Source organism: Streptomyces sp. R-07 (assembly GCF_049913175.1).
Lineage (GTDB): Bacteria > Actinomycetota > Actinomycetes > Streptomycetales > Streptomycetaceae > Streptomyces.
On record NZ_CP183978.1, the window covers coordinates 8,304,101 to 8,327,691 of the forward strand.

Consider the following 23,591-nt stretch of genomic DNA (forward strand, 5'->3'; position numbering starts at 1 on the left):
GCTCAGCTGCATCAGGCCGCCCCGCGTTCGATCGCGAGGGGGCCGGCGGCCGTGTCCAGGACGGCTTCCAGCACGTTGACCTGTCGGCTCAGCCGGAACAGGTCCAGGCGGTCCAGACAGGACGCGATCAAGTCCGCGTGCTGCTGGGTGCCGGAGATCCGCTGGAGATGGGCCAGGCGCTCGATCACCTCGCTCCCGGAGCTGACGATCAGCTCCTTGGGCACGAAGCGGTCGGCGTGCACGATGTCGGCAGGTGCGAGCGGGAGGCAGCCTGCGAGCACGGCCTCGAAGATCCGCTGCGTCATCTGCCCGACGGCCGCGTACGTCTCGGGGACCATGAGGATCGTCGCCAACGACCTGCCGTGCACGCCATGGACCGCCTCGAAGGGGAGCCTGCCGAGGAACCGGACATGCGGCCAGCGGCCGGTCTTGGTCCACTTGCCCCCGACCAGGTGATCGAAGCACGCTGCGGCCGGTGCGAAGAAGCGGTCGAAGTGCTCGTCGCGGTCGTACTGGTTGCCGACGTACCCGAGGACGAGGTCACGAGGCCTCTTGGCGAGCGCGACCGGATCCGCCTCGGCGAGCAGACGGTCGTCGACTGGGAAGAGCAGGCGCTGCGCTCCAGGCGTCGGTTCGAGGGCGGCCTCGTAGACGGTGGCATGGGGGACGCGCCGCCACACGCTTTCGCCCCCCCGGAGCTTGCGGTCCTTGTCCCAGATCACGGTCGGCGTCTTCCTGCGCACGGTGTACCGGGTGACCAGTTCGGCCTGGCGATGCAGGTCGCACATGTGCCCTTCGGCGCCGCACGGTGTGGTGTTGCGTCCGTGGATCGCCCAGCGCCACTCCAGGAACAGGGCGTCGATGTCCGGGCTGCCGCTGTGGAAGGTGTAGACATTGCCCAGGCCGTCTCCGGCCTCGATCAGGTCGCGGTTGGCCTGGAGGAAGACGATCTCGTGGCCCCGGTCGAGGAGGGCGTCGATCAGGGGGCGGCGGTGGCTGCGGCCCCCGTCCGGTGTGTCGGTGATTCCGTTGCCCAGGAAACCCCAGAAGCTGTATCCGATCCTCACTTGGTGATCCACCGCCCTTCCAGCAGCAGGGCGTCCAACCCCGAGTTGACCAGACAATCGAGGGCCATCTCCGGTGTCCCGCAGATCGGTTCGCCCTTGACGTTGAGGGAGGTGTTGATCAACACCGGCACGCCCGTGCGCCGGGCGAAGGCGCGGAGGACCTCGTGCACGAACGGGTTCTGCGAGCGCGTGACGGTCTGCAGGCGGGAGGTGCCGTTCGCGTGCACGATGACCGGCACCAGCTCGCGCGCCTTGTCGGTCACACCGGACGCCATCGACATGTACGGCGCCTCCTGGCCGAGGGTGAAGAACTCCGAAGCCCGCTCGGCCAGCACCATGGGGGCGAAGGGACGGAACGGACTCGCGGCCCATGGCGCCCGGAGCGGGCCGGTTCCGGCAGGCACGCGGTGCTGCATGATCGAGCGGTGCTGATCGAACTCGTGAAGGTTGCAAAGGATTCCGGACATCTGTGCCTTGCAGAGGTCCGAACCCCGCTCGGCCGCATATTGGTCCGATGGTGCGGGGATCGTGCGGCGGAGCCCGGTGAGTACCGCGTCGAGTGGACGATCGACGAGGACATCGTCTGGGGTCAGAACGCCAAGCCGGCTGCCGGCATCGGTCCTGGACTTCGGACCGACGGGCACGACGTGGTTCTGCGGGGACGATTGAGCCTCACCGAGGATGGGGCCGCCGTGCTCGGCCTCGACGGCACGAACATCCTGCTGGACCTTGCTGATCCGCTCCCTGAAGATGTCGCCGATCGATGGGTGGAAATCTTCATCGATCGCGAGAGGACCATGCTTTACCCATACACACTCTGACCAGGGACCAGCTCCGCTCGGACCCTGGACGGCGCGGGGGCCTGGGCGCGAGACGGGAGCGCCGCCGCCGCGCACGTACCGCGGTTCGGCGTTATGGGGGGACCCGGTCCCGACTTTGTCGAGCCCGTTGTCGCAGGACTCCTGTGGCGAACCGTGGTGAATTCGGAAAGAGGCCGTCACAGAACCGTGAAGCACGCGCGCGAACCTGGTGGTCACCACAGCGCAGTGAGTGCGTTGTCATCGGGGGGAGTACCGCCATGAGTACCGTTCGCAGAGTCGCCGTCGTCCTCGTCGCCGTGTCCGCGCTGGGCTTGACCGCCTGCGGGCCTTCCGAGGACGGAGCCGCCGGAGGTGTCGACGTGCCGACCACGACTCCCCCCGCCTCCACCTCCCCGACCGCGCCGGTCAAGCCTTCGACGCCCGCCGCCGAGCCGACGGAGTCCGCCAAGCCCTCGAAGCCGGTCAAGCCGCCGACGCCCGCGAAGACCGCCTCGCCGTCGACCGACCCGGACTACGACGTCTTCCCCTGCAGCACCTATGACCTGACGTTCACCGCGAGCCTGGCCGAGCCCACGACCAGCAGCTACCTGTTGAAGGTCACCAACAAGACCGGCAAGCCGTGTCGTGTGCTCGGCCACCCCATCGTGACCTTCGGCGACCTGGACGGTCACGCGACGGAGCGCGGCGCCGCCCCCGGCATCGAGGAGGCCATCCGGCTCGCCCCGGGCCAGACCGCCTACGCGGGGCTCATGGGCGGCCTGAAGGACGCCAAGAGCAAGACGGTCTCCTCGATCGCGATGACCATGGACACCGAGTCCGACCTGACGCAGGTGCCGCTCAAGGCCTCGACGCCCGGCCTGAACGTCTCCACCGAGAACTCCGTCACCGCGTGGATGGACAACGCCGAGGACGCGCTCAGCCTGTAGCCAGGCCCCGGCCGGTGAGCGTCCCGCGTCGATCCCGTTCCGATCGTCGTGGGTTCAGCTTTCGCCCAGGACCGTGTCGTACGCCGTCTCCCGGACCTCCCGCTCCGGGTGGCGGCGCAGTTCCACAACGGCTGCGCGGCAGGTCTCCGGCCAGCTCAGCCGGGCTCCGAGGGTCGTGGCGAGGCCGACGGCGAGGAGGCCTTCCACGAGACCGCCGTCGCTGTTCAGGACACGGAGCGCGGCCAGCGCGGCGGCGGGGTCGGCGAGCGGTCTGCCGTACCGGTGCGCTTCCTCCAGATCCTCGGCCACCCGGGCCGCGAGGACGGGTCGGCCCTCGATCGCGGCGGTCAACTCGCCCAGCGAGTGAAGTAGTTCGGGCTCTGCCGCCTCCAGGTCGATCGCCCGTACGAGGAGGGCGGTACGGGTGGCGGTGAGGTCCGGCTCGGCCTTCAGCCGCCGGGCCAGGACGGCGCACATCCGGTGGTCCCGGAGCGACGAGCTGAGGAGGGAGTGCAGGCGACGTCGGGCCGGCAGATCCCCACCGTGCCCACCGCCTTCCGGTTCCCCGGCCGCGATGAGCGCCACAAGCCGGTCCACGACGTCGTGCAGCAGGCTGCCGGGCTCGACGCCGCCGAGCGGGTGGGCGAGCTCGGACTGGGCGAGCTCGGTCAGGGCGTGGCTCGCCGTCCAGGGCCTCAGCGGCGAGGAGACGTCCGTGTAGACACGGGCCAGCGCGGTGCCCGCCGCGGGCGTGTACTGCGCCCAGTCGCGCAGGCTGAACAGGGCCTGGTTCGCCACCTGTTCCTCGGCGACGAAGACCAATCGCGCGACGAGCTCCCCGTACCGCGACCGGTGCGCCGGGGCCAGGTCCGCCGGGTTCAGGTCCAGGAGCGTGCGCCGCGCGGCCTCGGGTCCTTCGGTGGTCGCCGACTCGAGGAGGGTCCACATCTCCTCGGCCGGCAGCAGCGTCGTGGCCAGACCGACGACGGTGGCGTGCACGTCCGGATGGACGCCCGGGGTGCGGCCGACGGCGGACAGCAGCGCGGTGGCGGCCCCCGGGGGCAGACGGCGGGCGGCGAGCCGGGCGGCCGCCTTCCTCACGGTGACCTTCACCCCGGTCTCGCGGGTCAGGACGTCATGGAGCAGGGCGGCGACCTGGGTGGGCCGGGCGTGGGAGGCGGCGCGGGCAGCGGCGGACCAGGCGGCTGCGGCCCGGTCGTCGCCCGCATGGTCGAGCAGGGCACCGAGGGCCGAGGCCGGGTCGTCGGTGTGGGCGGCCGCGTCCAGAGCAGCGGCCGTCAGCGCGGACTCGGCGTGGTCGGCGGAGGTCCCCGCTGTCACCTCGGGGCCGGTGCGGTCGGCAGAGGGCTCCGTAGTCTCCTCAGTCCCCACACGGTCGACGGAGGTCCTCGGCGCGTCCTCTGTTCCGGCACCGGTCGGCGCCGCGGCGGTGTAGCGCTGGAGCAGGGCCCTCCCGTGCTCCGGCACCGGCGCCACCGCACGGAGCAGGGCGGCACGTTCGTCGAGACCCCGGCCGGCGTCGGCGACGGCGGCCGCGGCCAGCCGGACCGCGGCCTCCTGCTGCCGGGGCAGCCACCGGTCGGCGTACCGGAACGGCGGCAACGGCCGGGGTGCGCCGGCCGTGGGGAACCGGCCACCCGGGACCGGGATCTCGGCCAGGGCGCTGTCCAGCAGGTCCGTGCGCTCCGCGGCGAGTACGGCGAGCACCTGAGGGACGAAGGCCGCGGACGGCTCCCTTGCCAGCAACTCGGCCGCGCGGTCGCCCCGGGTCGCGGGGTCGGCCAGCCAGGCCGCGGCGACCTCGCCGAAGACCCCGTCCGGGCAGGTCCGCAGGGCCTGTTCGAGACGGTCCTTGAGTTCCGGGATCCCGTACGCGCGACTTCCGCCGGACCGTACCAGCGCGAGCAGGGGCCCGACGTCGCCGCCGCCGGTGGCACGGTCCAGCCACGGTCCGAGTGCCTCGAGCCAGGCGCCTGCCCCGCGGCCGCGCGGCAGGTCGCCCAGGCGGCCGAGTTCCATCGTTCCGGTGTGAGCGGTCAGCGCTTCGACGAGGCGTACGGCCGTCCGCAGGGCGGTGGAACCGACGTCGTCGCCGACGGGTGCGGCTGTGGCGGTCGCATCGCCCGTTGCGTCCTCCTGCCCGGCGGTGGAGAGCAGGTTCACGGCCAGGTCACGGATCGTGTCCCGGGTCCCGGGCGAGCAGTCCCGGGCCCTCAGCGCGTCCAGGCACAGCCGCTCCAGAGAGTCGGCTCCCGTACGGCCTACGGCGGGTGCGTCCGTCCCGCCGACCGCGGAGCCGGACCCGGATCCGGCACGCCCCCCGGCGGACGCGCGCGCCCCGAGGGCTGCCGCGAGCAAGGGCGCCGGCAGCTCGGTGAAGGCGGACAGGGCCTCCCCGCGTACGGGGTCGCGCTCGTTGGTCAGTCGGCCGGCCGCCAGCGCGAGGACCTCGGCGACCTGCTCCGGATCACGGGCCAGGCCGGCGTTGGCGACCAGCCGGTCCCACAGGGTGCCGCGCTCCTCGGCGTCACCAGTGGCGAGGGCGGTCAGCAGGTGTGGGCGGGCCTCGGAGGGCGGCAGCAGGGCGAGGAGATTCCAGAGGTCCCAGGCCGAGTGGCGCTCGGCGCGACCCGCCTCGATCGCGGTGCGGGCCCGCGCGTGCCGCTCGCCGGCCGGCAGCAGGGCGAGCACCCCTTCATGCGCACGGACATTCCTGTGCGGATGTCCCGCGGCGACGACGGCGTCCACGAAGTCGGACCGGCGCGCCGGTGGCATCGACCGCAGCAGAACCCCGAAGGCCGCCCTGTGGAACCACCGGGCCCCGAGCCTGGGCAGGGACGGCGGATCCGCCGCGACCAGTTGCCGCACGACCGCCCTGCCGGGGGTCCGTTCCCATCGTGCGGCCGCCCGGCCGGGGTCGGCGATCCAGCGCGTCACGCGCTCGGCGTCGACCGCGACGAGCTCGGCAAGCCGGTCGGACACCGGGCCGGGCAGGTTGTCGGGGCCGTACCGCTCCAGCAGATCCAGCACGCGGCCCGGCGCGGCGGGCAGGGCGGCGGCGATTCCGGTGGCGTGCCGCCTCCACCAGAGCTCGCGCAACCGCTCGGGGAGGGCCGTGAGTTCCCGTTCCACGTGGTCGAGGACGGCGACGGGATGGCGCACGGCCAGCGTGCTCCAGTCCTCGAACGCGAGCGCCCCCGCGAGTTCGGGCAGCAGCCGCGCGGTGAACTCCGTCGAGCAACCCGGCAGCAGGCGGGCCGCGTCCTCCTCGCCGTACTCGGTGCGTACCCGCAGCACCAGCCGCTCGGCGAGTGCGGGCCGCCGTCCGTCACGCAGCAGCCGTGCGAGGTCGGCGCGGACCACGGCGGGCGCGTCGTCGTAGGCGGCCTCGACGGCGGCGTCCGCGAGGGGCAGGCGCCGGGCGCCGCGCAGCGCGTAGCGGCGGACCACCGGGTCGGGATCGCCGAGCCGGCTTCCCAGGTGGTCCGACTCCCCGGCGGTCAGGGCCGCCAGCGCCGCGAGCCGGCGCTCGTACGGGCCGAGCGCGTCCAGAGCGGTGAGGAGGGGGCGGAGTCCGCCTGCGGCGGCGAGCCGATGAGCGGTGACGGCGGTGAACCGGAGCCGGGCGGCGTGCGGCAGGGCTTCGAGGGCGGCGAGCAGCTGTTCGGCAGTGGAGATCATCGCGGGCATTGTGCCTGACGTCCCGGCCTCACCCCCAGAGAATTTCGGACCGGTCGCACGGCCGACACTCCGCCCCACCGACGCTCCGCTCCAGTGACGCTCAGGTCCCACCGGCCGTGAGACCTCACGGATCATGCTGGGAAGGCCCGCATGGGCCCGACCACCGCTACTGAGTCGGCCGCACCGCAGATCCTCTCCGCGTCTCAAACGTCCCTGTCCGGCCGCACGCGAGCGCTGCCGACCGGACGGGGGCCGGGGTGAGGGTCAGGCGAGGGCGAGGAAGAGTTTCTCCAGCTCCTCCTGCGTCATGGGCGGGGTGTCGGAGTCGTCGGTGAGGCACTGCCGCATCCCGCTCGCCACGATCTTGAATCCGGCCCGGTCCAGGGCGCGGGAGACGGCTGCCAGCTGGGTCACGACGTCCTTGCAGTCGCGGCCCGACTCGACCATCGTGATCACGGCTGCCAGCTGTCCCTGAGCCCGCCGCAGGCGGTTCAGGACGGGCCGCATCGATTCTTCGTCCACTTGCACGGAAACCTCCTTCACCCCCTGCTGGCAAGAATACCCCGTGGGGTATAAATCAGGACGTCACGGTGTGCCCCTCATGTCCCTCCACGGGCGCGGAGCCCCGCGACCGGCTCGTCGCGGATGGGCCCGCGGCGCCCTCGACGTCCGCCACAGCCGGACGGTGGCCGCGCCGGTCAGTGCGGTCCCGAGTACCGCCCATGTCGCGGGATGGGTCCACACGGCGCTGTCGAGCTGCTGCGCGAGTACGAGGACGCCCATGACGACGACGAACCAGCCGAACGCCGTGCGCAGCGCGTCCTGCGGGATGCGGCCCGCGAGCCGGCCGCCCACGAGACTCCCGACCACCGCCGCGGCGGTCACGGTCAGGGCCAGGCTCCAGTCGATCTGGACGCCCGACAGGTGCCCGGCGAGCCCGGCGAAGGAGTTCATCCCGATGACCAGGAGCGAGGTGCCGACCGCGATGCCCATCGGCAGCCCGCCGAGGATGGCGAGCGCCGGGACGACGAGGAACCCGCCGCCCGAGCCGACCAGGCCCGTCACCGCACCGATGACGAGACCCTCCACGGCGATGTGCTTCACGGGGAGGTCGGCATGGACCCGGCGCGCCTTCTCCCGGCCGTGCCGTGGCTTGCGGAGCATCGCGACCGCCGTGGCCAGCATCACCAGGGCGAAGGCGACGAGCAGCGCCGTGCCCGGAATGTACTCGGCGAGGCGTCCGCCGCCGTATGCGCCGGCCATGCTGAACCCGCCGAAGAGCAGGCCGGTCCGCCAGCGGACCCGGCGGGCCCGGGCGTAGGGGACCAGCGTGGCGAGGCTGGTGACGCCGACCACGAACAGGGAGGTGGCGATCGCCTCCTTGGTGTCCTGTCCGGCCAGGTAGACCAGGATCGGCACCGTCAGGATCGAGCCGCCGCCCCCGAGGGCGCCGAGGCTGACGCCGACGAGCAGGGATGCCGCGACGATCAGGGCGGTCACGAGGCGCTCCGCAGCTCCGCGATCACCGTGCGGACGTCGGGGCGGGGCCCGCGGTTGTACGGCAGCTTCGACAGCAGTACGCCCATGGCACAGGAGTTGCTGAGGGCCGCGTAGGTCAGGCCGGCCCCGACCGCGGTGCCGATCAGATGGGCGCCGGGAACGAGCACCCCGACGAGGCCGGTGGCCAGGACGATCGAGCCGGCCACGAGCCGGACCTGGCGCTCCATGTCCCATCGCTCCGGTCCCCGGTCGACGGGCGAGCCGGCCGTCTCCCAGGCGACGATGCCGCCCTCCAGCACGCGGAGGTTCGGCAGCCCGGCCTCGGCCAGGACCTTCTCGGCCTGGGAGGCGCGGGCCCCGGAGCGGCACACGAGCACGACGTCCTCGTCGAGGTGGGTCAGCAGCTCGGCGCGGTGCTCGCGCAGGGTGTCCAGGGGCACGTTGTACGAGCCCGGGATGTGCGCCGTACGGAACTCACCCGGCGTCCGCACGTCGAGCAGGCGCGGCGCGCGCCCTTCCTGGACGAGCCTGTGCAGCGCGGCCGGGGTGAGGGAGGTGGCAGGGGAGGGGGTGGGGCTCATGGGATTCCACTTCGAGTCGGGTGGGCAGATACCGGGGGGGGATATGCGAGAGGGTGAGGGGCCCAGGTCGGCCGCGGGCCCGGGGGAGGGGCGCGGTGGCGGTCAGGCGCCGACGGCCCCGGCCGCCGACTCCATCAGCGCCCAGGCGGCGTATCCGCCGAGGATGTCGGAGACGTCCTGGAAGCCGCGCTGCCGCAGCAGGCTCGCGGCGATGGAGGAGCGGTGGCCGCCGGCGCAGTGCAGGACCAGGGGCCGGTCGCCGGGCAACTCGTCCGCGCGGTCCGGGAGTTCACTGAGCGGGATGTGCAGGGCGGACCCGATGAAGCCGTTCGCCTCGCGCTCGCCACAGGTGCGCACGTCCACGACGACCGGCGGCTGCTCGCCCGCGAGGGCGGTGCGCAGGTGCGCGGCGGTGACCCGGCTCGCCGGGGCGACCTCGTCGGCCAGCGCCTCCAGGGCGTCCTCGGGGTTGCGCACGTAGCCGACGACCCGGTCGAAGCCGATCCGGGCGAGGCGCGTGACGACCTCCTCCTCCCGGTTCTGCGGCGCCATGACGACCAGCTCGGCGGTCGGGCGGAGCACGGTGCCGGCCTGCTCGGCGAAGCGGCCGTCGGCGGGCACGTTCACCGCGCCGCGCAGATGCCCGGCCGCGAACTCCTGCGGGTCCCGTGCGTCCACGACGATCGCGCCGCCGGCCCGCAGTCCGGTGAACTCGGCTAGCGGCAGCGGACGGGGGGCCGATCCGTCGTAGCGGGCCCGGTCCTTGCGGTTGAGCTCGGCGTCGTACGCGAAGTAGCCGGGCGCGGCCGGCCGGCCGGCGGTGACGAGCGCGACGAACTCCTCGCGGTCCATCGGGGCGCAGGCGTAGTTGGTCGCCCGCTGTTCGCCGACGGTCGACTGCTTCTCCGTCGACAGGTTCTTCCCGCAGGCCGATCCGGCGCCGTGCGCGGGGAAGACACGTACCTCGTCCGGCAGCCCCATGAGCTTGTGCTGCACGCTGTCGTACAGCATCGCGCCGAGCTCCTCGGCGGTCACGCCCACCGAGGCGAGCAGGTCGGGACGGCCGACGTCGCCGATGAACAGCGCGTCGCCGGTCAGGACCCCGTACGGCACCTCGTCCTCGGCCCGCTCGTACACGAGGACGCTGATCGACTCCGGTGTGTGTCCGGGGGTCTCCACGATCTCCAGGGTGACGTCACCGAGGGAGATCCGCTCGCCCTCGGCGAGCTTCCGGATGGGGTACTCGGTCTCGGCGCGCCGGCCGTAGCCGATCCAGGCACCGGTCTCGTCCGCCATCTCCAGGTGGCCGGCGACGAAGTCGGCGTGGAAGTGGGTGTTGATGACGCCGACGACGGTGAACCCGTGCGCGGTGGTGTCGGCCAGGTACTCGGAGACGTCGCGGCGCGGGTCGACGACCACGGCCTGACCGGTGGTCTCGTCGGCGATCATGTACGACGCCTGGGAGAGGCAGTCGAGGTAGTACTGGGCGAAGAACACGGCAGTCCCTTCATCAGGAGCGCGCACCGGGTGGGTGCGGAGGTGCTGGGGCGCGGGGCGGTCGCGCGCCGGGTGTGACAGGTGTGAGGGGTGTGACGGGCCGAGGTCCGGTGGCCCCGGATGCTCGGGCGGCGCGGGCGGCCGGACCGTGTGCGAGCGGGTGGTGCCGGCCCCGGTGGAGGCGGCGTCCGGGTTGAGGACCGCGAGATGTTCGGTGGCCTGCTCCGGTCGTCATGGGTGCCTCTCGAATACCCCCACCGGTATTTACGTACTCGACCGTAAGGTGGCGTCGCCGGGAAAGTCAAATACCCCCCAGGGTATTGTGGATCCCAGGTGGAAGCGTGCTCGGCGGTGCGAGAGAGGTACCCCGTGGGGTATTTCGACCTGGGAGTACATGCTTCACTGGCGCGGAGGCGACCGCTCGTGGACGTCACGCCCACTGTCACCACGCCGGGGCCGAGGCCGCCGGATACACCGCGTTCGGCGCCAACGCCCTGCTCGTCGGCTACCTGGCCGCCAGCTACGGCCTGCGCCCCGTCCCGGAGCTCATCGGCGTCGCTTCGTCGCGGCAGTCCTCGCGTGGGAGCTCTCGCACCGCGACATCGTGGGTGGCCCCGTTCGGCGGGGTCCAGGGCAGTTCGCGCACGGCCCGCCCGTGCCGGGCGCCGAAGAAGCGCGACTGCAGCGGGCGGGGGAGCGGCAGTCCGCCCGCCGGGCGTCGAGACAGACCGGCGCGTCCTCCGCTCGCCGGCGCGCCGCCCGTCCGATCCGCCCCCCGAGCGGCTGCCGCCGGCCGTACGACCACCCCCTCCGGGGTGTGGTTCTACCGATCAGCCGCCGGAGCTTGCGTCCCGTACGGCCCCTCGGTCGAACTCCTCCGCCAGCAGCGCGGCCGTCCCGGCCACCAGCGCGTTGTCCGTAGGGGCGTCCTCCTCGGGCTGGGTGGTGAGGACGGCCAGGACGATCGGCGTGCCGTCCGGTCGCCAGGCGATGCCCACGTCGTTGGCGCCCCCGTGGCGCGGGGAGCCGGTCTTGTCGGCGAGGAGCCAGTCGGCGGGCAGGCCGCGGCGGAACTTCTCGGTGCTGGTGGTGTTGCGGAGCAGCCAGTCGGTGAGCCGCTCGCGGTCGCGGGGCTCCAGCGCGTCGCCGAGCACGAGACGGGCGTAGCCCAGGCCGATGGCGTGCGGGGTGGTGGTGTCGGTGACCCGCCAGGGCTCTGCCGAGTTGAGCTCGGGCTCCCACCGGTCGAGCCGGGTGACGCGGTCGCCGATCGAGCGGGAGAAGCGGGTGACGGCGGTGGGGCCGCCCAGCTCCTTGAGGAGCAGGTTGGCGGCGGTGTTGTCGCTGAAGCGGATGGCGGCGTCGCAGAGGTCGGACACGGTCATGCCGCCGGAGATGTTCTCGGCGAGACCCGTGATCGGTGAGGCGCCCGACCTGGCGACGTACGCCTCCGTGTAGTGGATGCGCCGGGCGAGGACCTCCCCGTCGTGGTCCAGGTCGCGCAGCACGGCCGCGACGGCGAGCGTCTTGAACACGGAGGCCATCGGGAAGCGCTCGTGCGCCCGGTGGGCCACGGTCCTGCCCGTGCGCATGTCACGGGCGAACACGCCCAGTCGCGCGGTGTGTTCGCGCTCCAGGTGCCTGAGCCGGGCGACGATGCCCCCCGCCTCGGGTAAGGCCTGTGCGGTTCCGCCGCTCGCGGCGAGCGCGGCCGTGAGTGCCGTGCCGACGCCCAGGGCCAGGGCGGTACGGCGGGACGGATCTGATCCGGGGGAGTGCAAGGTGTTTCCTTCCGCAGCGATCACTGTCGTACGTGTACACCCCCACGACCATCCGTCCGGTTCCGCCACGCGCGCCTCGGGCCACCTCAGCCCAGCTGGCGCCGGACCAGCTCGTGGAAGAGCCCGGTCGTGTCGGCGAGGAGTTCGGCGGGGGTGCCCTCCTGGACGACCCGGCCGTCCGCCAGGGCGATCACCCGGTCCGCGTCCATGATGGTGGACAGACGGTGCGCGATCACGATCCGCGTCGCGTTCAGTGCGCGGGTCGACTCGATGACGGTCCGCTGCGCCTCGTTGTCGAGGGCGCTGGTCGCCTCGTCGAAGAAGAGGACGCGGGGTCTGCGGATGAGCGCCTGAGCGATCATCAGCCGCTGGCGCTGACCGCCCGAGACGGTGCCTCCGCCGTCGGACAGCATCGTGTGCATGCCCATCGGCATGGCCTTGATGTCCTCCGCCAGGCCTGCCATCGCGGCGGCCGCCCACGCGTCCTCCAGCGGGTACGTCCCGGCGCCGCGGATGCAGTCGAGGACGGAGCCGGAGAACGGCTGCGCGTTCTGAAGGACGACGCCGCACTGGCGGCGCACGGCCGCCTGGTCGAGCGCCGCGAGGTCCTGACCGTCGTACCGCACGGTGCCGGAGGCCGGCCGGTCGAAGCCGATGAGCAGCCGCAGGAGTGTCGACTTGCCACAGCCGCTGGCCCCGACGATCGCGACGAACTCGCCCGGACGCACCCGGAGACTCACCCCGTCGAGGACCAGCGGACCGTCCTCCGCATAGCGGTAGGACAGGTTCTCGGCCTCGATCGCCCCGGTCAGTTCGCCGGGCCGGGCGCTGGAGCCGCGCACCTCGGGCGTCTCCCGGAACACCGGCCTGATCTGCTCGAACATGGGCTGTACGGCGGCGGCCGAGAGAAGCGCGCCGGTCAGCTGCGTGACCGAGGACAGCATCATGGTGACGGCGGTGCTGAAGGTGAGGAACTCGCTCGCGGACAGGGTGCCGCGGGCCGGACCGGCCAGGAGCGCGAACATCACGAGCGTGCACAGCGGCAGACAGACCGCGCCGAGGACCGCGAGGATGTTCTTGATCCGCCCGACGCGCCGGTGCAGCTCGCGGGTGCGGGCGAACTGTCCCGCCCAGGCGGCGTACGCGAAGCTCTCGGCCGCCGCGACGCGCAGCTTGGGCAGGCCGCGCAGGGTCTGGAAGGCCTGGTTGTCGAGCTTGTTGCCGAGCCGGATCAGTTGTCGCTGGTACCTCAGCTGCCAGAGCCCGAGGCCCAGGAAGACCACGGCCGTGGCGAGCAGCAGGGCGAGGGCGACGAGGGCCAGGGGCACGCTGTAGACGAGGAGCAGCACCAGGTTGACCGTGCCGACGGTGCCCGCCTGGACGACGACCGGGCCGATGCCGGACAGGACCCGGCGGATGGAGCTGATGCCCATGGCGGCAGCGGCCAGTTCGCCCGTCGACCGCCCGGCGAAGAACGTCGTCGGCAGGCGAAGGAGGCGGTCCCAGACGGCCGGCTGGAGGGTGGCCTCGATACGACCCTCCATGCGGAGGATCGCGGTGTTCTGAAGCAGCATGAACGCGGCCGACACGACGCTGGTGGCGATGATCGCGAAGCCGGCCTGGACGATGAGTCCGGTCTCGCCCGCCGGTACGTACGTGCCGAGCACCTTGCCGGTGGCGACGGGCACGAGGGCGCCGAGGGCGACCGCGACGAGCCCGCCGAGCAGCAGGTCACGGAGCTCAGCGCGCGTTCCCCGGGCGCTGAACCGGAGCAGCCGCAGCAGGCCGAGGGACCGGTCGGGCAGCGGCCGGTAGAACATGACGGCGCGCGGCGCGAAGGCAGCGGCGCCGGTCCGACCGAGGGGCTCCCGCTCGCCGGTGGCGGGGTCGAACGCCACGTACCGGCCGCGCCGCCACAGCAGGGCGACGGGCGTCCCGTCCGCCGCGCGATGGCCGACGAGGGGTCCGCTGTCCTCGCGCCACCAGCGGTCGCCGAGCCGGACGCCGCGGGTGCGGATCCGGGAGGCGAGCGCGATGCGTTCGACGGGGTCGAGGTGGCCGGGGTCCGCGCCGGTGTCGGCGGGCTCCGCGAGGATGATGCGCGCCTCGTCGGCGACGGCCCGGCACACGGCGTAGACCGCGTCGTCGGTGCGGTCCCGCGAGGAGCCGCCGGCACGGTCGCCGGAGCGGCCGATGGAGGCGAGCAGGGTGCGGTCGGCCCGCGTACTGGCAGCCCGTCCGGCCTCGATCCCGGCGGCCGCGCGGTCCTCGTGATCGCGTTCGAGCTGCTCGATCCAGCCGTCCAGGGCGTACAGCAGCCGGTACTGCTGGTCGACCATGCCCTGCCAGGTCGCGGGGTCGACGAGGAGGGTGCCGGACCCGTCGCCCTGGTACGCCCCGTGACCCTGATGGCCCGTGGCGTAGGCGGCTCCGTACGCGATGCTGCCGGGGGTGATCCGCATCCAGAGGACGTCGTCGTCGGCCGCGCCGGAGGCTCCGCCAGGGCTGTCGTCGACGGCGGCCTGGTACAGGACGCGCAGCCCGCGCCCGATGCCGAGCGCGAAGGCGTGTTCCAGGGGGCTGAGCGGGGGTTCGGCCGGCATGCCGTACGTGCTCTGGTCCTCGTACCACTGGCCCTCGTACCACCGGCCGCCGTACCCCTGCTCCCCGTACCCGTGCGTCCCGTACTCCTCGACGGCCACGTACGGCAGTTCGCGCAGCTCGACGCGGCGCAGCCGGCATCCCTGCGCGGGCCGGCCGATCAGGGTGTGCGCGGGGCCGTCCACCGGGCCGAGCAGCAGCGTGCCCGTTTCGAGGCGGCCCAGGAAGTGCCAGGGGCCGAGCCGCGCCGCGTCGACGGCGAAGAGGTCCATGGCGCCGTCGACGACGAGCCAGAGGACGTGCGGTCCTTCGAGGGCGAGGCTGCCCAGGCCGGCGCAGTCGACCGCCGTGCCCAGGGCGCCCAGGGCCGCGACGACCGGGTCCGGGGCGCCGCCGCCGTGCCGTGCGCCGGCGAACTCGGCGGACGGGTGGGGGAAGTTCACCTCAGTGCTCCTTGACCAGGCCGGCGTAGTGGCCCTGTGCCGCGACGAGCTGCTCGTGGCGCCCCCGCTCCACGACCGTGCCCCGGTCGAGGACGACGATCTCGTCGCTGTCGCGCACGGTGCTCAGCCGGTGGGCGATGACCACGCAGGCACAGCCCCGCCTGCGCAGGTTGTCGATGACGATCTGTTCCGTCGCCGCGTCGAGGGCGCTGGTCACCTCGTCGAGGATCAGGACGCTGGGGCGGCGCACCAGGGCACGGGCGATCTCCAGCCGCTGGCGCTGGCCGCCGGAGAAGTTGCGGCCGTCCTGCTCGACGCGGCTGCGGATGCCGCCGGGACGGCGGGCGACCTCCTCGTACACGGCGGCGTCCTGGAGGGCGGCGACGACGGCCTCGTCGGGGATGGACGGGTCCCAGAGCGCCACGTTGTCGCGGACGGTGCCCTCGAAGAGGAAGACGTCCTGGTCGACGAAGGAGACGGAGGCCGCGAGGGCGCTGCGCGGGATGTCCTCCAGACGCATCCCGTCGATGCGGATGGCGCCCTCCCACGGGGTGTAGAGGCCGGACATCAGCCGCGAGACGGTGGACTTGCCGCTGCCGGAGCCGCCGACCAGGGCGACCTGCTGCCCGGGGCCGACGGAAAGCCAGAAGTCCTTCAGCAGCGGGGCGTCGAGCGGGCTGTAGCCGAAGGTGACGCCCTCCAGCTCGACGTGACCGGTGAGCCGGCGGGCGGCGGCTTGCGGGGCGCGCCGGGTGTGGACCGGGTCGACGGGGAAGTTCTCGACGTCCCTGAGACGGGCGATGTCGGCGGCGAAGTCCTGGATGCGGCCGGCCACTCCGTTGAGCCGGGTGATCGGCGCGGTGAAGCCGGTCACGAGCGCCTGGAAGGCGACGAGCAGGCCGACGGTGAGGTGCCCCTCGACGGCCCGCAACCCGCCGATCATGAGGATCAGCGCGCTGTTGAGCGCGGCGAGGGTGGGCGCGACGACCGCGAGCCAGGCGCTGGGCACGCCGAGCCGCTGCTGCACGTCGAGGGTGGTGGCGTGCTGTCCGGCCCAGCGGCGGAAGAATCCGTCCTCGCCGCCGGTGGCCTTCATCGTCTCGATGAGCTGGAGCCCGCTGTACGCGGTGTTGGTCAGCCGGGCGCTCTCGGCGCGCAGTTTCTGCGTGCCCGTGGCCCGTACGTGGACGACGATGCGCAGGGCGAGGACGTTGAGCAGGGCGATCAGTACGCCGACGACGGTGAGCTGCGGGTCGTACGTCCAGAGCAGCACCGCGTAGAGCAGCACGACGACGGCGTCGACGGCCGCGGCGGCCAGGTCGCGGGCGAGGGTCTCGGCGACGGCGTCGTTCGTCTGGAGGCGCTGGACGAGGTCCGCCGGGTTCCGCTGGGCGTAGAAGGCGAGCGGGAGCCGGAGCAGGTGCCGCAGGAAGCGGGCGCTGCCCAGGGTGGAGGCGATGAGGCGGCCGCGCAGCAGATTGGCCTGTTGGAGAGCGGTGAGCGTCGCCGTGAGGACGAGGGCGGTCGCCATCGCCGCGAAGACCACACCGAGCAGGGACGTCTGGTTCCCGATGAGGAACATGTCGATGTACGTACGGCTCAGGGCCGGCACCCACGCGCCGACGGCCACCAGGAGCAGGCTCGCGACGACCGCGGCGGCCATCGTCCCGGAGGTGCCGCGCAGCCGGGAGGGGAGGGCGGCGAGGACACCGGGCCGGCTGCCGCCGCCGCGGAACCCGGGGCCCGGTTCGAAGGTGAGCACGATGCCGGTGAAACTGGTGTCGAACTGGTCCATGGGGACGAACCGGCGTCCGCTGCCGGGGTCGTTGACGTACACACCGGGCCGGCCGAGACGGCGGCCCGTGCCCTCGTAGACGACGTAGTGGTTGAACTCCCAGAACAGGACTGCAGGAGCGGCCACCTCGGAGAGCGCGGCCAGGTCCATCTGCATGCCCTTGGCCTGGAGACCGTAACCGCGGGCCGCCTTGAGGAGGTTGCCGGCCCGGGATCCGTCGCGGGAGACGCCGCAGGCGATGCGGAGCTCTTCCAGCGGGACGAAGCGGCCGTGATGACCGAGCACCATCGCGAGGGCGGCGGCGCCGCACTCGACCGCCTCCATCTGGAGCACGGTGGGAGTGCGGACGGTCCTCGGCCGTCGGCCCTTGGCGGCGGGCGTACGGCGTCGGGGCCCGTCGGCGGGCGGGAGCCCGCGGGACGTGTTCCGCGACCTGCCGCCGGAACGGGCCCGGGACGGGGCGGCCGCCCTCGACGCGCTCACGGCAGCAGCCAGTCGACGGGGCGCTGCGCGGTGAGATGGACGGCGCCGCTGACGGGCGTGCCGGAGGCGGGGGCGTGCGGGGGACCGTCCGTGGAGGACCAGGCGTATCCGGAGGCGGTCGCGCGGGAGCGGTCCAGGGTCACGAGCACCGCGACCGGATCGCCCTCGCGGGAGAACCGTGCGGCGAGCCCCGCGTCGCCGAGGAAGGAACCGAGCTGCGCCTGTGTCTGGGGGGTGCGGCCGACGGCGGCGACACGGCCGCGCAGCACGCCGAAGCGGTCGCGCGGCACGGACTGGACACCGAGGTCCACCGGGGCGCCCACACGGATCGTGGCGGCGGTGTCGCCCGGCAGGTACAGGACGGCCCTCAGCGGGGCGTCGGGGTCGGTCACGCGCTCGACGGTCGCCACGTCGGCACCGGTGGTGACGACCGAACCCAGCCTGGCGTACAGCGTGGTGACGCGACCTCCGGCGACGGCGCGGACGGGCCGGTCTCCCCGGTCCGTGCGGACGGTCACCAGGGGCGCGCCGGCGGCGACCGGACGGCCTTCCTCGACGAGGACATCCGTGACCTGTCCGGCGACGGGGCTCTGCAGCAGGTAGGTGCCCTCGGCGTGGGTGAGCAGGCCGGGGGCGTTCACCTTGGACGTCACGGTGCCGGTGAGGGCCCAGAAGCCCGCGGCGGCCATGACGACGACGGTGACGGCGAGCACGAGGCGGCCCTGGGGGCGCGCGAAACGCACGGGCACGTCGAGTTCTTCGGGTGATTGCAGCTTGGAAAGCGCATTGCGGCGGAACTGCACGGACTATTCCCTCGGCTGCATTCTCTCGCATTTCCGCGGTCGGGTTTTCCGCGGCCGGTCTCAAGGGTGGCCGTGAACCCCGGAACCGGGATGGTTCCGGGGTTCACGGCCGATGCACGGCTCAGATGCCGGCGATGCCCGCGTTCACGTGGACGCCGGTGATGCCGGAGGCCAGGCCCGGGACGCCGCCGACGAGGCCCTCGACGCCCTGGACCGTCTGCAGGGAGCCGACGGTGCCGAGGATGGTGGTGACGTCGCCGGTCACAGCGCCGACGAGGCCGCCCGAGACGGTGACGAGACCGCCGGAAACGGCGTCGAGGTCGGCGTCGGAGATCTCAACGGTCTCAAGGTCGTGACGCATGATGCGCACCCTTCGTTCATGGGGGGGGGAATCCGTCTTCTGCGGCCGCAGCGAGATTGATCCAATCACGCGAACGGCCGACCGGAGAAACTCGGTTGACGCCCGGGAGCGGGTGTCTCTGCACGCCGGGAAGCGGCCGTGCATTCAATTTCACCGAACGCCGACACCTTCTCCTCGGATCCGAGTAACAGATTCGGCCGCCCCGCCTCGCGCGGGGAACTTAAAGGGGCAGAAGGGTGCTGTCCGGGCGGCCCGGGCCCCCGTGGTGTCGGGAAACGGTGAAGGCGCCGCCCCTCCACACGCTCACGTTGTGCAGGTTTCCGGAAGGTGCGCTTCCGACCGGGGCGGGTCAGGCGCCGACGCCCGGCGCGCGCCCGCGTGGCCCCCGCCCGGCGCGCCATCGCGCGGCCGTCGTGGCGTCCGTGTGGTGCGGAAAGGTGCGTGTCGCCGGTGCCGGGCTGCCTCCCGTCGAACGGGAGGCAGCCGGTGACGGCCGGCGCGGTGGAGCGCCGGCCGCCGGTGGTCGTTCCTCTGCCTCTACCCCTACCTCGCGAAGCCGTAGTCCAGCAGCTTCTTGACGTCGGCAGCCCTGTTCGTCTCGGACGGCGAGGCGAGCACCGCGCCGATGACCGTCTTGCTGCCGCGGGTCGCCGCGAAGACGAGGCAGTACTTGGCCTGCGGACCCGAACCGGTCTTCACGCCGATCGCACCGCTGTACGTGCTCAGCAGCTTGTTCGTGTTCGTCCACGACATGTACCGGTAACCGCCGGTCTTCGTGGTCACCTTCTGCTGCGTGGACTTCGTCTTGACGACGGTGCGGAACGTGGAGTTCTTCATCGCGCTGCTCGCGATCTTCGTCAGATCGCGCGGAGTCGAGTAGTTCTGCCCGCTCCCTATCCCGTCGAACGAGTCGAAGTGGGTGTTGCGCAGGCCGAGCCGCCTCGCCTCGTCGTTCATCTTCCCGATGAACGACTTGACCCGGGCCGCCCGCGTCGTGCCGGTGCCGAACTTGTCGGCCAGCGCGTAGGCGGCATCGCACCCCGACGGCAGCATGAGGCCGTAGAGGAGCTGCCGGACGGTCACCTTGTCCCCGACGATGAGCCGGGCCGAGGAGGCGTTCTTGGAGACGATGTAGTCGCTGTAGGCCTTCTGGACCGTGACCTTGGCGTCCAGGTTGAGGTTCGGCTGGGACAGCACCACCTTCGCGGTCATGATCTTCGTGGTGGACCCGGTCGACCGGCGGGTGTCCGCGGCCTTCCCGAACAGCGTCGTACCCGTCCCGTTGTTCATGACGAAGCCGCCCGGGGCGGTGATCGACGGGGTGGGCGGCGCGGCGGCGTGCGCCTGGCCGGCGAAGAGGCCGCCGGCCAGTACGGCCGAGGCCGTGAGCGAGACGGTCACGGCACTGCGCAGGCCGAGTGTCGGAGTCAGCAAAGTCTTCTGCCCTTGGTAGAGATCGATGTCTTCCGGGTCCGCAGGGGCCCGACACGGGTCGCGCGGGAGAGCCGGCCCAGGTGCAGCAGGGTCCTGCGACGGCGCCGGACACGGACCCGGCGCATGGAAGACGTACGAAAGGGCTCAAGGGATGCGCGGTGAGGGCTGTTTCCTTCCACACGTTTCGGCGGCGCTCCGAGGGGCCGGCCGGAGGACCGCAACTTCGGGGTGACCGCCGGACGTTCGTTCCGTACCGCGCCTTGAGCGAACGACGACCGTGAGCGCGTCAACCCGACCCAGCAATGTTGTGCGTCTACGGCGAGATGTAGTACTTCTTATACATGAGCGAGCAGGTGCACAACAGGCTGGCCGTTGTCAGGGCAGAGCGGAAAGTGTCGCGCCAGGCACTGGCCGAGGCAGTGGGAGTCCACTACCAGACCATCGGCTACATCGAGCGCGGCCAGTACAACCCCAGCCTCGACCTGGCCCTGAAGGTGGCCCGGTTCTTCGGGCTGCCGGTGGAGGCGCTGTTCTCCCTGGAGCCGTTCCAGCCGCTCACCGACGAGGTCTACGGGAGGAAGCAGTGATGACCGCGACGCGCTACGACCGGCGGATGTACGCCGTGATGAACGACCGCCGGGCGGCAGCCGCCTACGCCACCGTGACCCGGCGCCGGCTCCTCGTGGGGGCGCACGTCGCCCTCACCGTCACCGGAGTGGGCGCCTGGATCGCCACGGTCTTCGGGCCCGGATACGGACCCGCCGTCGTGGTTGCCGTGGTGTTGCTCCCCTGGATCCTGCTCACCGGCATGCTCAACGGCTCCACACGCGGACTCCTCGAACTGCGTGGCCGGATGCTCGACGAGCGCCAGCTGGTCGAACGCGACCGGGTCCGCGCCCTGGCCCACCGCATCACCCTGTGGCTGCTCCTGGCCGTCGCGTTCGGCACCGGCGCCTACGGCGTCCTGGTGGACGCACCCCTCCGGGCGGCCGCGACCCCGGTCCTCGTCGGCGTGATCGCCGTGCACTGGATCATGCCGCTGTGGGTGGCGGGGCTGCGGGTCCAGGACGACCTGGGCGACGACGTCGGCGACGAGTCCTGAAGCCCGGGCGCGGCCGTCGACCGGCCGCGCCCGGCCGGGATCAGGCCTCCTGCGGGGCGGCGGCCCGCTTCGCGGCGGTGACGAAGGCACGGACCAGCTCGTGGTCCTTGACGCCCGGGGCGGACTCGACGCCGCTGGACACATCGACCCCCCAGGGACGCGCCCGGCCGATCGCCTCGCCGACGTTGTGCGGTGAGAGTCCGCCGGCGAGCAGCCAGGTGCCCTCGGGGCGGGCCGCCTCGAGCAGGGACAGGTCCCACGGCTCACCCGAACCCGCCCGGGGCGAATCGAGGAGGAGGACCTCCTCGCCGTAGGCGCCGACGCGCGTGTCGGGCCGGTCGCTCAAGGACGTGGCCCGCCACAGGCGCGGGAAGATCTCCGCGGCGGCCGTGAAGTCCTCCGCGTGATACGCGGTGCCGTGCAACTGCAGCGCACCGACACCGAGTTCACGGGCGATGCGGGCGGCGTCGGCGGCCGGGGTGTCGTTGACCACGAGAACGGACAGGACACCCGGCGGCACGTGTGCGGCGAGCCGCACGGCCCGGTCCCGGTCGAGGCCCCGCACACTGGTGCCGCTGATCACCAGACCGACGGCGTCCGCGCCGGCCGCGACCGACACATCGATGTCGGCGACCGTCCCGAGCCCACACACCTTCACGAACACGTGCTTCTCCTCCACTGAACCCGGCACGTCAGCCCCGAGCCTACCCACCCCGGGACCAACCGCGACGGGGACCAGGGGCGCTGTGGCCGCGGTGTTCTGAGGCGTACGACGAGTCCTGCCGGTCCTGCACATGTCGGCACCGGCTCCCAGTGGGCCCCGGTGCCGAAGGGTCCGCTTCTGGTGTCCGACGTCGCCTCAGCCCCGCGCCTCACTCGTGGACCTGGTCCCTGGCCCTCCGCCGGGCGTCTCCGCTCTTCTGGTCCAGGCTCGCGAGCAGTCGTAGTCCGTCCTCGGCCGGGCTGTCGGGGGCCGCGGACAGGACCAGCAGCTCCATGCCCGATTCCTCGGGCAGCGCGAAGTTCTCATGGTGCAGTTCAAGACGGCCCACCAGCGGGTGCCGGTACGTCTTGCGTCCATGCGTGCGGGCGCGCACGTCCGCGCGTGCCCAGAGCCGGCGGAAGCGTTCGCTGCCCATCGCGAGTTCGCCGATGAGTGAGGCCAGGCGGGGGTCGTCGGGGTGCTTGCCGGCGGCCAGGCGCAGATGCCCGACGACGTCGAGGGTGCAGTTCTCCCAGTCCGCGTAGAGGCCCCGCTCGGCCTCCTCGAGGAAGATGTGCCGGGCGGTGTTCAGGCCGGGTATCGGCCGGCCGTAGAGGAGTCGGGCGAGACGGTTCCCGGCGAGGACGTCCAGACGGTGGTTCATGATCAGCGCGGGTGCGTCGGCGACCAGGTCGAGGACGCGCAGCGCCTCCGGCCGGAGGCGCCCGCCTGGCGTCTTCACGGGGCGACGGCGCTGCCGCGCGAGCCGGTAGAGGTGCCCGCGTTCGGTCTCGTCGAGGCCGAGGACGTGGGCGAGCGCGTCGAGGACCTGCTCGGACGGCTGCGTCGCGCGGCCCTGTTCCAGCCGTACGTAGTAGTCGACGCTCACTCCGGACAGGTGCGCGACCTCTTCGCGGCGCAGCCCTTCGACACGGCGGCGGCTGTCGGTCGGGATACCGACGGCCGCCGGGTCGATGCGGGAACGCCGGGTCCGCAGGAAGCCCGCAAGATCGTCCATGCCCCCCAGTATGGCCTCGGCGGCACCCCGCGAGGGTGGCCCTGCGGATACCAGGAAGCCCGGTCCGACGGAAGACGCGCCCCTGAACACCGGGCGCCGTGGCGCCCAGGATCGAAGGCATCCGACCTGAAGGAGTCCCCATGAAGACGCTGATCGTCCACGCCCACCCGGAGCCGCAGTCGCTCAACAACTCCCTGAAGGACCTCGCCGTGTCCACACTGGAGTCCGCCGGGCACGAGGTACGGGTGAGCGATCTGTACGCGATGAACTGGAAGGCGGTCGTGGACGCCGCCGACTACGGCCCCGCGGTCGAAGGCCGGCTGAAGGTCGCCCTGGACTCGGGCCGGGCCTTCGACGCCGGGACGCTCACCGAGGACGTCCGCGCCGAGCAGGAGAAGCTGCTGTGGGCCGACACCGTCATCTTCCAGTTCCCGCTGTGGTGGTACACGATGCCCGCGATCCTCAAGGGCTGGGTGGACCGGGTGTTCACGTACCGCTTCGCGTACGGCGTCGGGGAGCACAGTGACACCAAGTACGGCGAGCGCTTCGGCGAAGGCACCCTCGCGGGCCGGAAGGCGCTCCTGTCGGTGACCGTCGGCGGCCCGGAGTCGCACTACTCCGCCCGCGGGATCAACGGCCCCATCGACGACCTGCTGTTCCCGATCCACCACGGCATCCTCTACTACCCGGGCATCGAGGTGCTTCCGCCGTTCGTGCTGTACGGCACCGACCGGATCAGCGACGAGGACTACGGCGACGTCGCCAAGGCCTGGGAACAGCGCCTGCTCACCCTGGAGTCGACCGAGCCGATCGCCTTCCGGAAGCAGAACTTCGGCGACTACGAGATCCCCTCGCTGCACCTGAAGGAGGGCCTGGAGCCGGCGGGCCGCACCGGATTCGGGCTGCACGTGGACGGCTGACCGCCGCCCGACCACACGCCGAGTTCCCGCCCCGGCCGGAACCAGGCCGACCG

20 protein-coding genes are annotated in these 23,591 nt (G+C 72.4%); 5 read left to right on the forward strand and 15 right to left on the reverse strand.

Going from position 1 to position 23,591, the window contains the following annotated elements; translation table 11 throughout:
• Positions 1-11 precede the first annotated feature (11 nt).
• Complete coding sequence (locus ACN9M0_RS37915; RefSeq protein WP_426405135.1) at positions 12-1,067, reverse strand: hypothetical protein; 1,056 nt, start codon at positions 1,065-1,067, stop codon at positions 12-14.
• On the reverse strand, positions 1,064-1,405 hold the full coding sequence (locus ACN9M0_RS37920) for a carbamoyltransferase C-terminal domain-containing protein (protein WP_426405136.1): 342 nt from the start codon (positions 1,403-1,405) through the stop codon (positions 1,064-1,066). Before ACN9M0_RS37920 ends, ACN9M0_RS37915 begins: the two co-directional genes overlap by 4 nt.
• Before the next feature lie 87 nt (positions 1,406-1,492).
• Here ACN9M0_RS37920 and ACN9M0_RS37925 point away from each other — a divergent pair, with 87 nt between their 5' ends.
• Complete coding sequence (locus ACN9M0_RS37925) at positions 1,493-1,888, forward strand: hypothetical protein (RefSeq protein WP_399694936.1); 396 nt, start codon at positions 1,493-1,495, stop codon at positions 1,886-1,888.
• A gap of 257 nt (positions 1,889-2,145) precedes the next feature.
• Positions 2,146-2,814: a DUF4232 domain-containing protein gene (locus ACN9M0_RS37930; RefSeq protein ID WP_366040122.1), complete on the forward strand. Its 669-nt coding sequence runs from the start codon at positions 2,146-2,148 to the stop codon at positions 2,812-2,814.
• A gap of 54 nt (positions 2,815-2,868) precedes the next feature.
• On the opposite strand, the gene ACN9M0_RS37935 is transcribed toward ACN9M0_RS37930, so the two are convergent.
• From ACN9M0_RS37935 to ACN9M0_RS37985, 11 genes are all read right to left on the reverse strand, one after another.
• The gene (locus ACN9M0_RS37935) at positions 2,869-6,516 is read right to left on the reverse strand and encodes a hypothetical protein (RefSeq protein ID WP_426405137.1); all 3,648 of its coding nucleotides are present in this window, start codon (positions 6,514-6,516) and stop codon (positions 2,869-2,871) included.
• A 264-nt stretch (positions 6,517-6,780) separates the two neighbouring features.
• Positions 6,781-7,023 carry a metal-sensitive transcriptional regulator gene (locus tag ACN9M0_RS37940; protein WP_366040162.1) on the reverse strand — a complete coding sequence of 81 codons (243 nt, stop codon included), beginning with the start codon at positions 7,021-7,023 and terminating at the stop codon, positions 6,781-6,783.
• A gap of 78 nt (positions 7,024-7,101) precedes the next feature.
• The gene (locus tag ACN9M0_RS37945) at positions 7,102-8,016 is read right to left on the reverse strand and encodes a sulfite exporter TauE/SafE family protein (protein ID WP_426405138.1); all 915 of its coding nucleotides are present in this window, start codon (positions 8,014-8,016) and stop codon (positions 7,102-7,104) included.
• Positions 8,013-8,597, reverse strand: a complete 585-nt coding sequence (locus tag ACN9M0_RS37950) for a rhodanese-like domain-containing protein (protein WP_426405139.1) — start codon at positions 8,595-8,597, stop codon at positions 8,013-8,015. The genes ACN9M0_RS37945 and ACN9M0_RS37950 overlap by 4 nt, the downstream gene beginning before the upstream one ends.
• A gap of 102 nt (positions 8,598-8,699) precedes the next feature.
• A complete protein-coding gene (locus ACN9M0_RS37955; protein ID WP_426405140.1) occupies positions 8,700-10,094 on the reverse strand; it encodes a rhodanese-like domain-containing protein in 1,395 nt (464 codons plus the stop codon).
• Between the two features lie 830 nt (positions 10,095-10,924).
• Positions 10,925-11,875, reverse strand: coding sequence for a class A beta-lactamase (gene bla / locus ACN9M0_RS37960; RefSeq protein ID WP_426405141.1), 951 nt, complete (start codon positions 11,873-11,875; stop codon positions 10,925-10,927).
• Between the two features lie 86 nt (positions 11,876-11,961).
• On the reverse strand, positions 11,962-14,919 hold the full coding sequence (locus ACN9M0_RS37965; protein ID WP_426405142.1) for an NHLP bacteriocin export ABC transporter permease/ATPase subunit: 2,958 nt from the start codon (positions 14,917-14,919) through the stop codon (positions 11,962-11,964).
• A 1-nt stretch (position 14,920) separates the two neighbouring features.
• Entirely contained in the window at positions 14,921-17,038 is a 2,118-nt protein-coding gene (locus ACN9M0_RS37970) for an NHLP family bacteriocin export ABC transporter peptidase/permease/ATPase subunit (RefSeq protein WP_399695663.1), read from the reverse strand.
• Between the two features lie 155 nt (positions 17,039-17,193).
• A complete protein-coding gene (locus ACN9M0_RS37975; protein WP_366040130.1) occupies positions 17,194-18,000 on the reverse strand; it encodes an HlyD family efflux transporter periplasmic adaptor subunit in 807 nt (268 codons plus the stop codon).
• A 121-nt stretch (positions 18,001-18,121) separates the two neighbouring features.
• On the reverse strand, positions 18,122-18,361 hold the full coding sequence (locus ACN9M0_RS37980; protein WP_366040131.1) for a hypothetical protein: 240 nt from the start codon (positions 18,359-18,361) through the stop codon (positions 18,122-18,124).
• 543 nt (positions 18,362-18,904) lie between these two features.
• Positions 18,905-19,774, reverse strand: a complete 870-nt coding sequence (locus tag ACN9M0_RS37985; RefSeq protein ID WP_366040163.1) for a D-alanyl-D-alanine carboxypeptidase family protein — start codon at positions 19,772-19,774, stop codon at positions 18,905-18,907.
• Positions 19,775-20,136: 362 nt separating this feature from the next.
• Between ACN9M0_RS37985 and ACN9M0_RS37990 the strand changes: the two genes are divergently transcribed.
• Together ACN9M0_RS37990 and ACN9M0_RS37995 are read left to right on the forward strand one after the other, a co-directional pair.
• Positions 20,137-20,382, forward strand: coding sequence for a helix-turn-helix transcriptional regulator (locus tag ACN9M0_RS37990; RefSeq protein ID WP_055639523.1), 246 nt, complete (start codon positions 20,137-20,139; stop codon positions 20,380-20,382).
• Positions 20,382-20,897: a hypothetical protein gene (locus ACN9M0_RS37995; RefSeq protein ID WP_366040132.1), complete on the forward strand. Its 516-nt coding sequence runs from the start codon at positions 20,382-20,384 to the stop codon at positions 20,895-20,897. Before ACN9M0_RS37990 ends, ACN9M0_RS37995 begins: the two co-directional genes overlap by 1 nt.
• Positions 20,898-20,937: 40 nt before the next feature.
• Here the strand turns inward: ACN9M0_RS37995 and ACN9M0_RS38000 are convergent, their stop codons facing one another.
• Both ACN9M0_RS38000 and ACN9M0_RS38005 read right to left on the reverse strand, forming a co-directional pair.
• Entirely contained in the window at positions 20,938-21,561 is a 624-nt protein-coding gene (locus ACN9M0_RS38000; RefSeq protein WP_366040133.1) for a phosphoribosylanthranilate isomerase, read from the reverse strand.
• A 208-nt stretch (positions 21,562-21,769) separates the two neighbouring features.
• Positions 21,770-22,618 carry a helix-turn-helix transcriptional regulator gene (locus tag ACN9M0_RS38005; RefSeq protein WP_366040134.1) on the reverse strand — a complete coding sequence of 283 codons (849 nt, stop codon included), beginning with the start codon at positions 22,616-22,618 and terminating at the stop codon, positions 21,770-21,772.
• Between the two features lie 140 nt (positions 22,619-22,758).
• Here ACN9M0_RS38005 and ACN9M0_RS38010 point away from each other — a divergent pair, with 140 nt between their 5' ends.
• The gene (locus ACN9M0_RS38010; RefSeq protein ID WP_426405143.1) at positions 22,759-23,538 is read left to right on the forward strand and encodes an NAD(P)H-dependent oxidoreductase; all 780 of its coding nucleotides are present in this window, start codon (positions 22,759-22,761) and stop codon (positions 23,536-23,538) included.
• Positions 23,539-23,591: the final 53 nt, after the last annotated feature.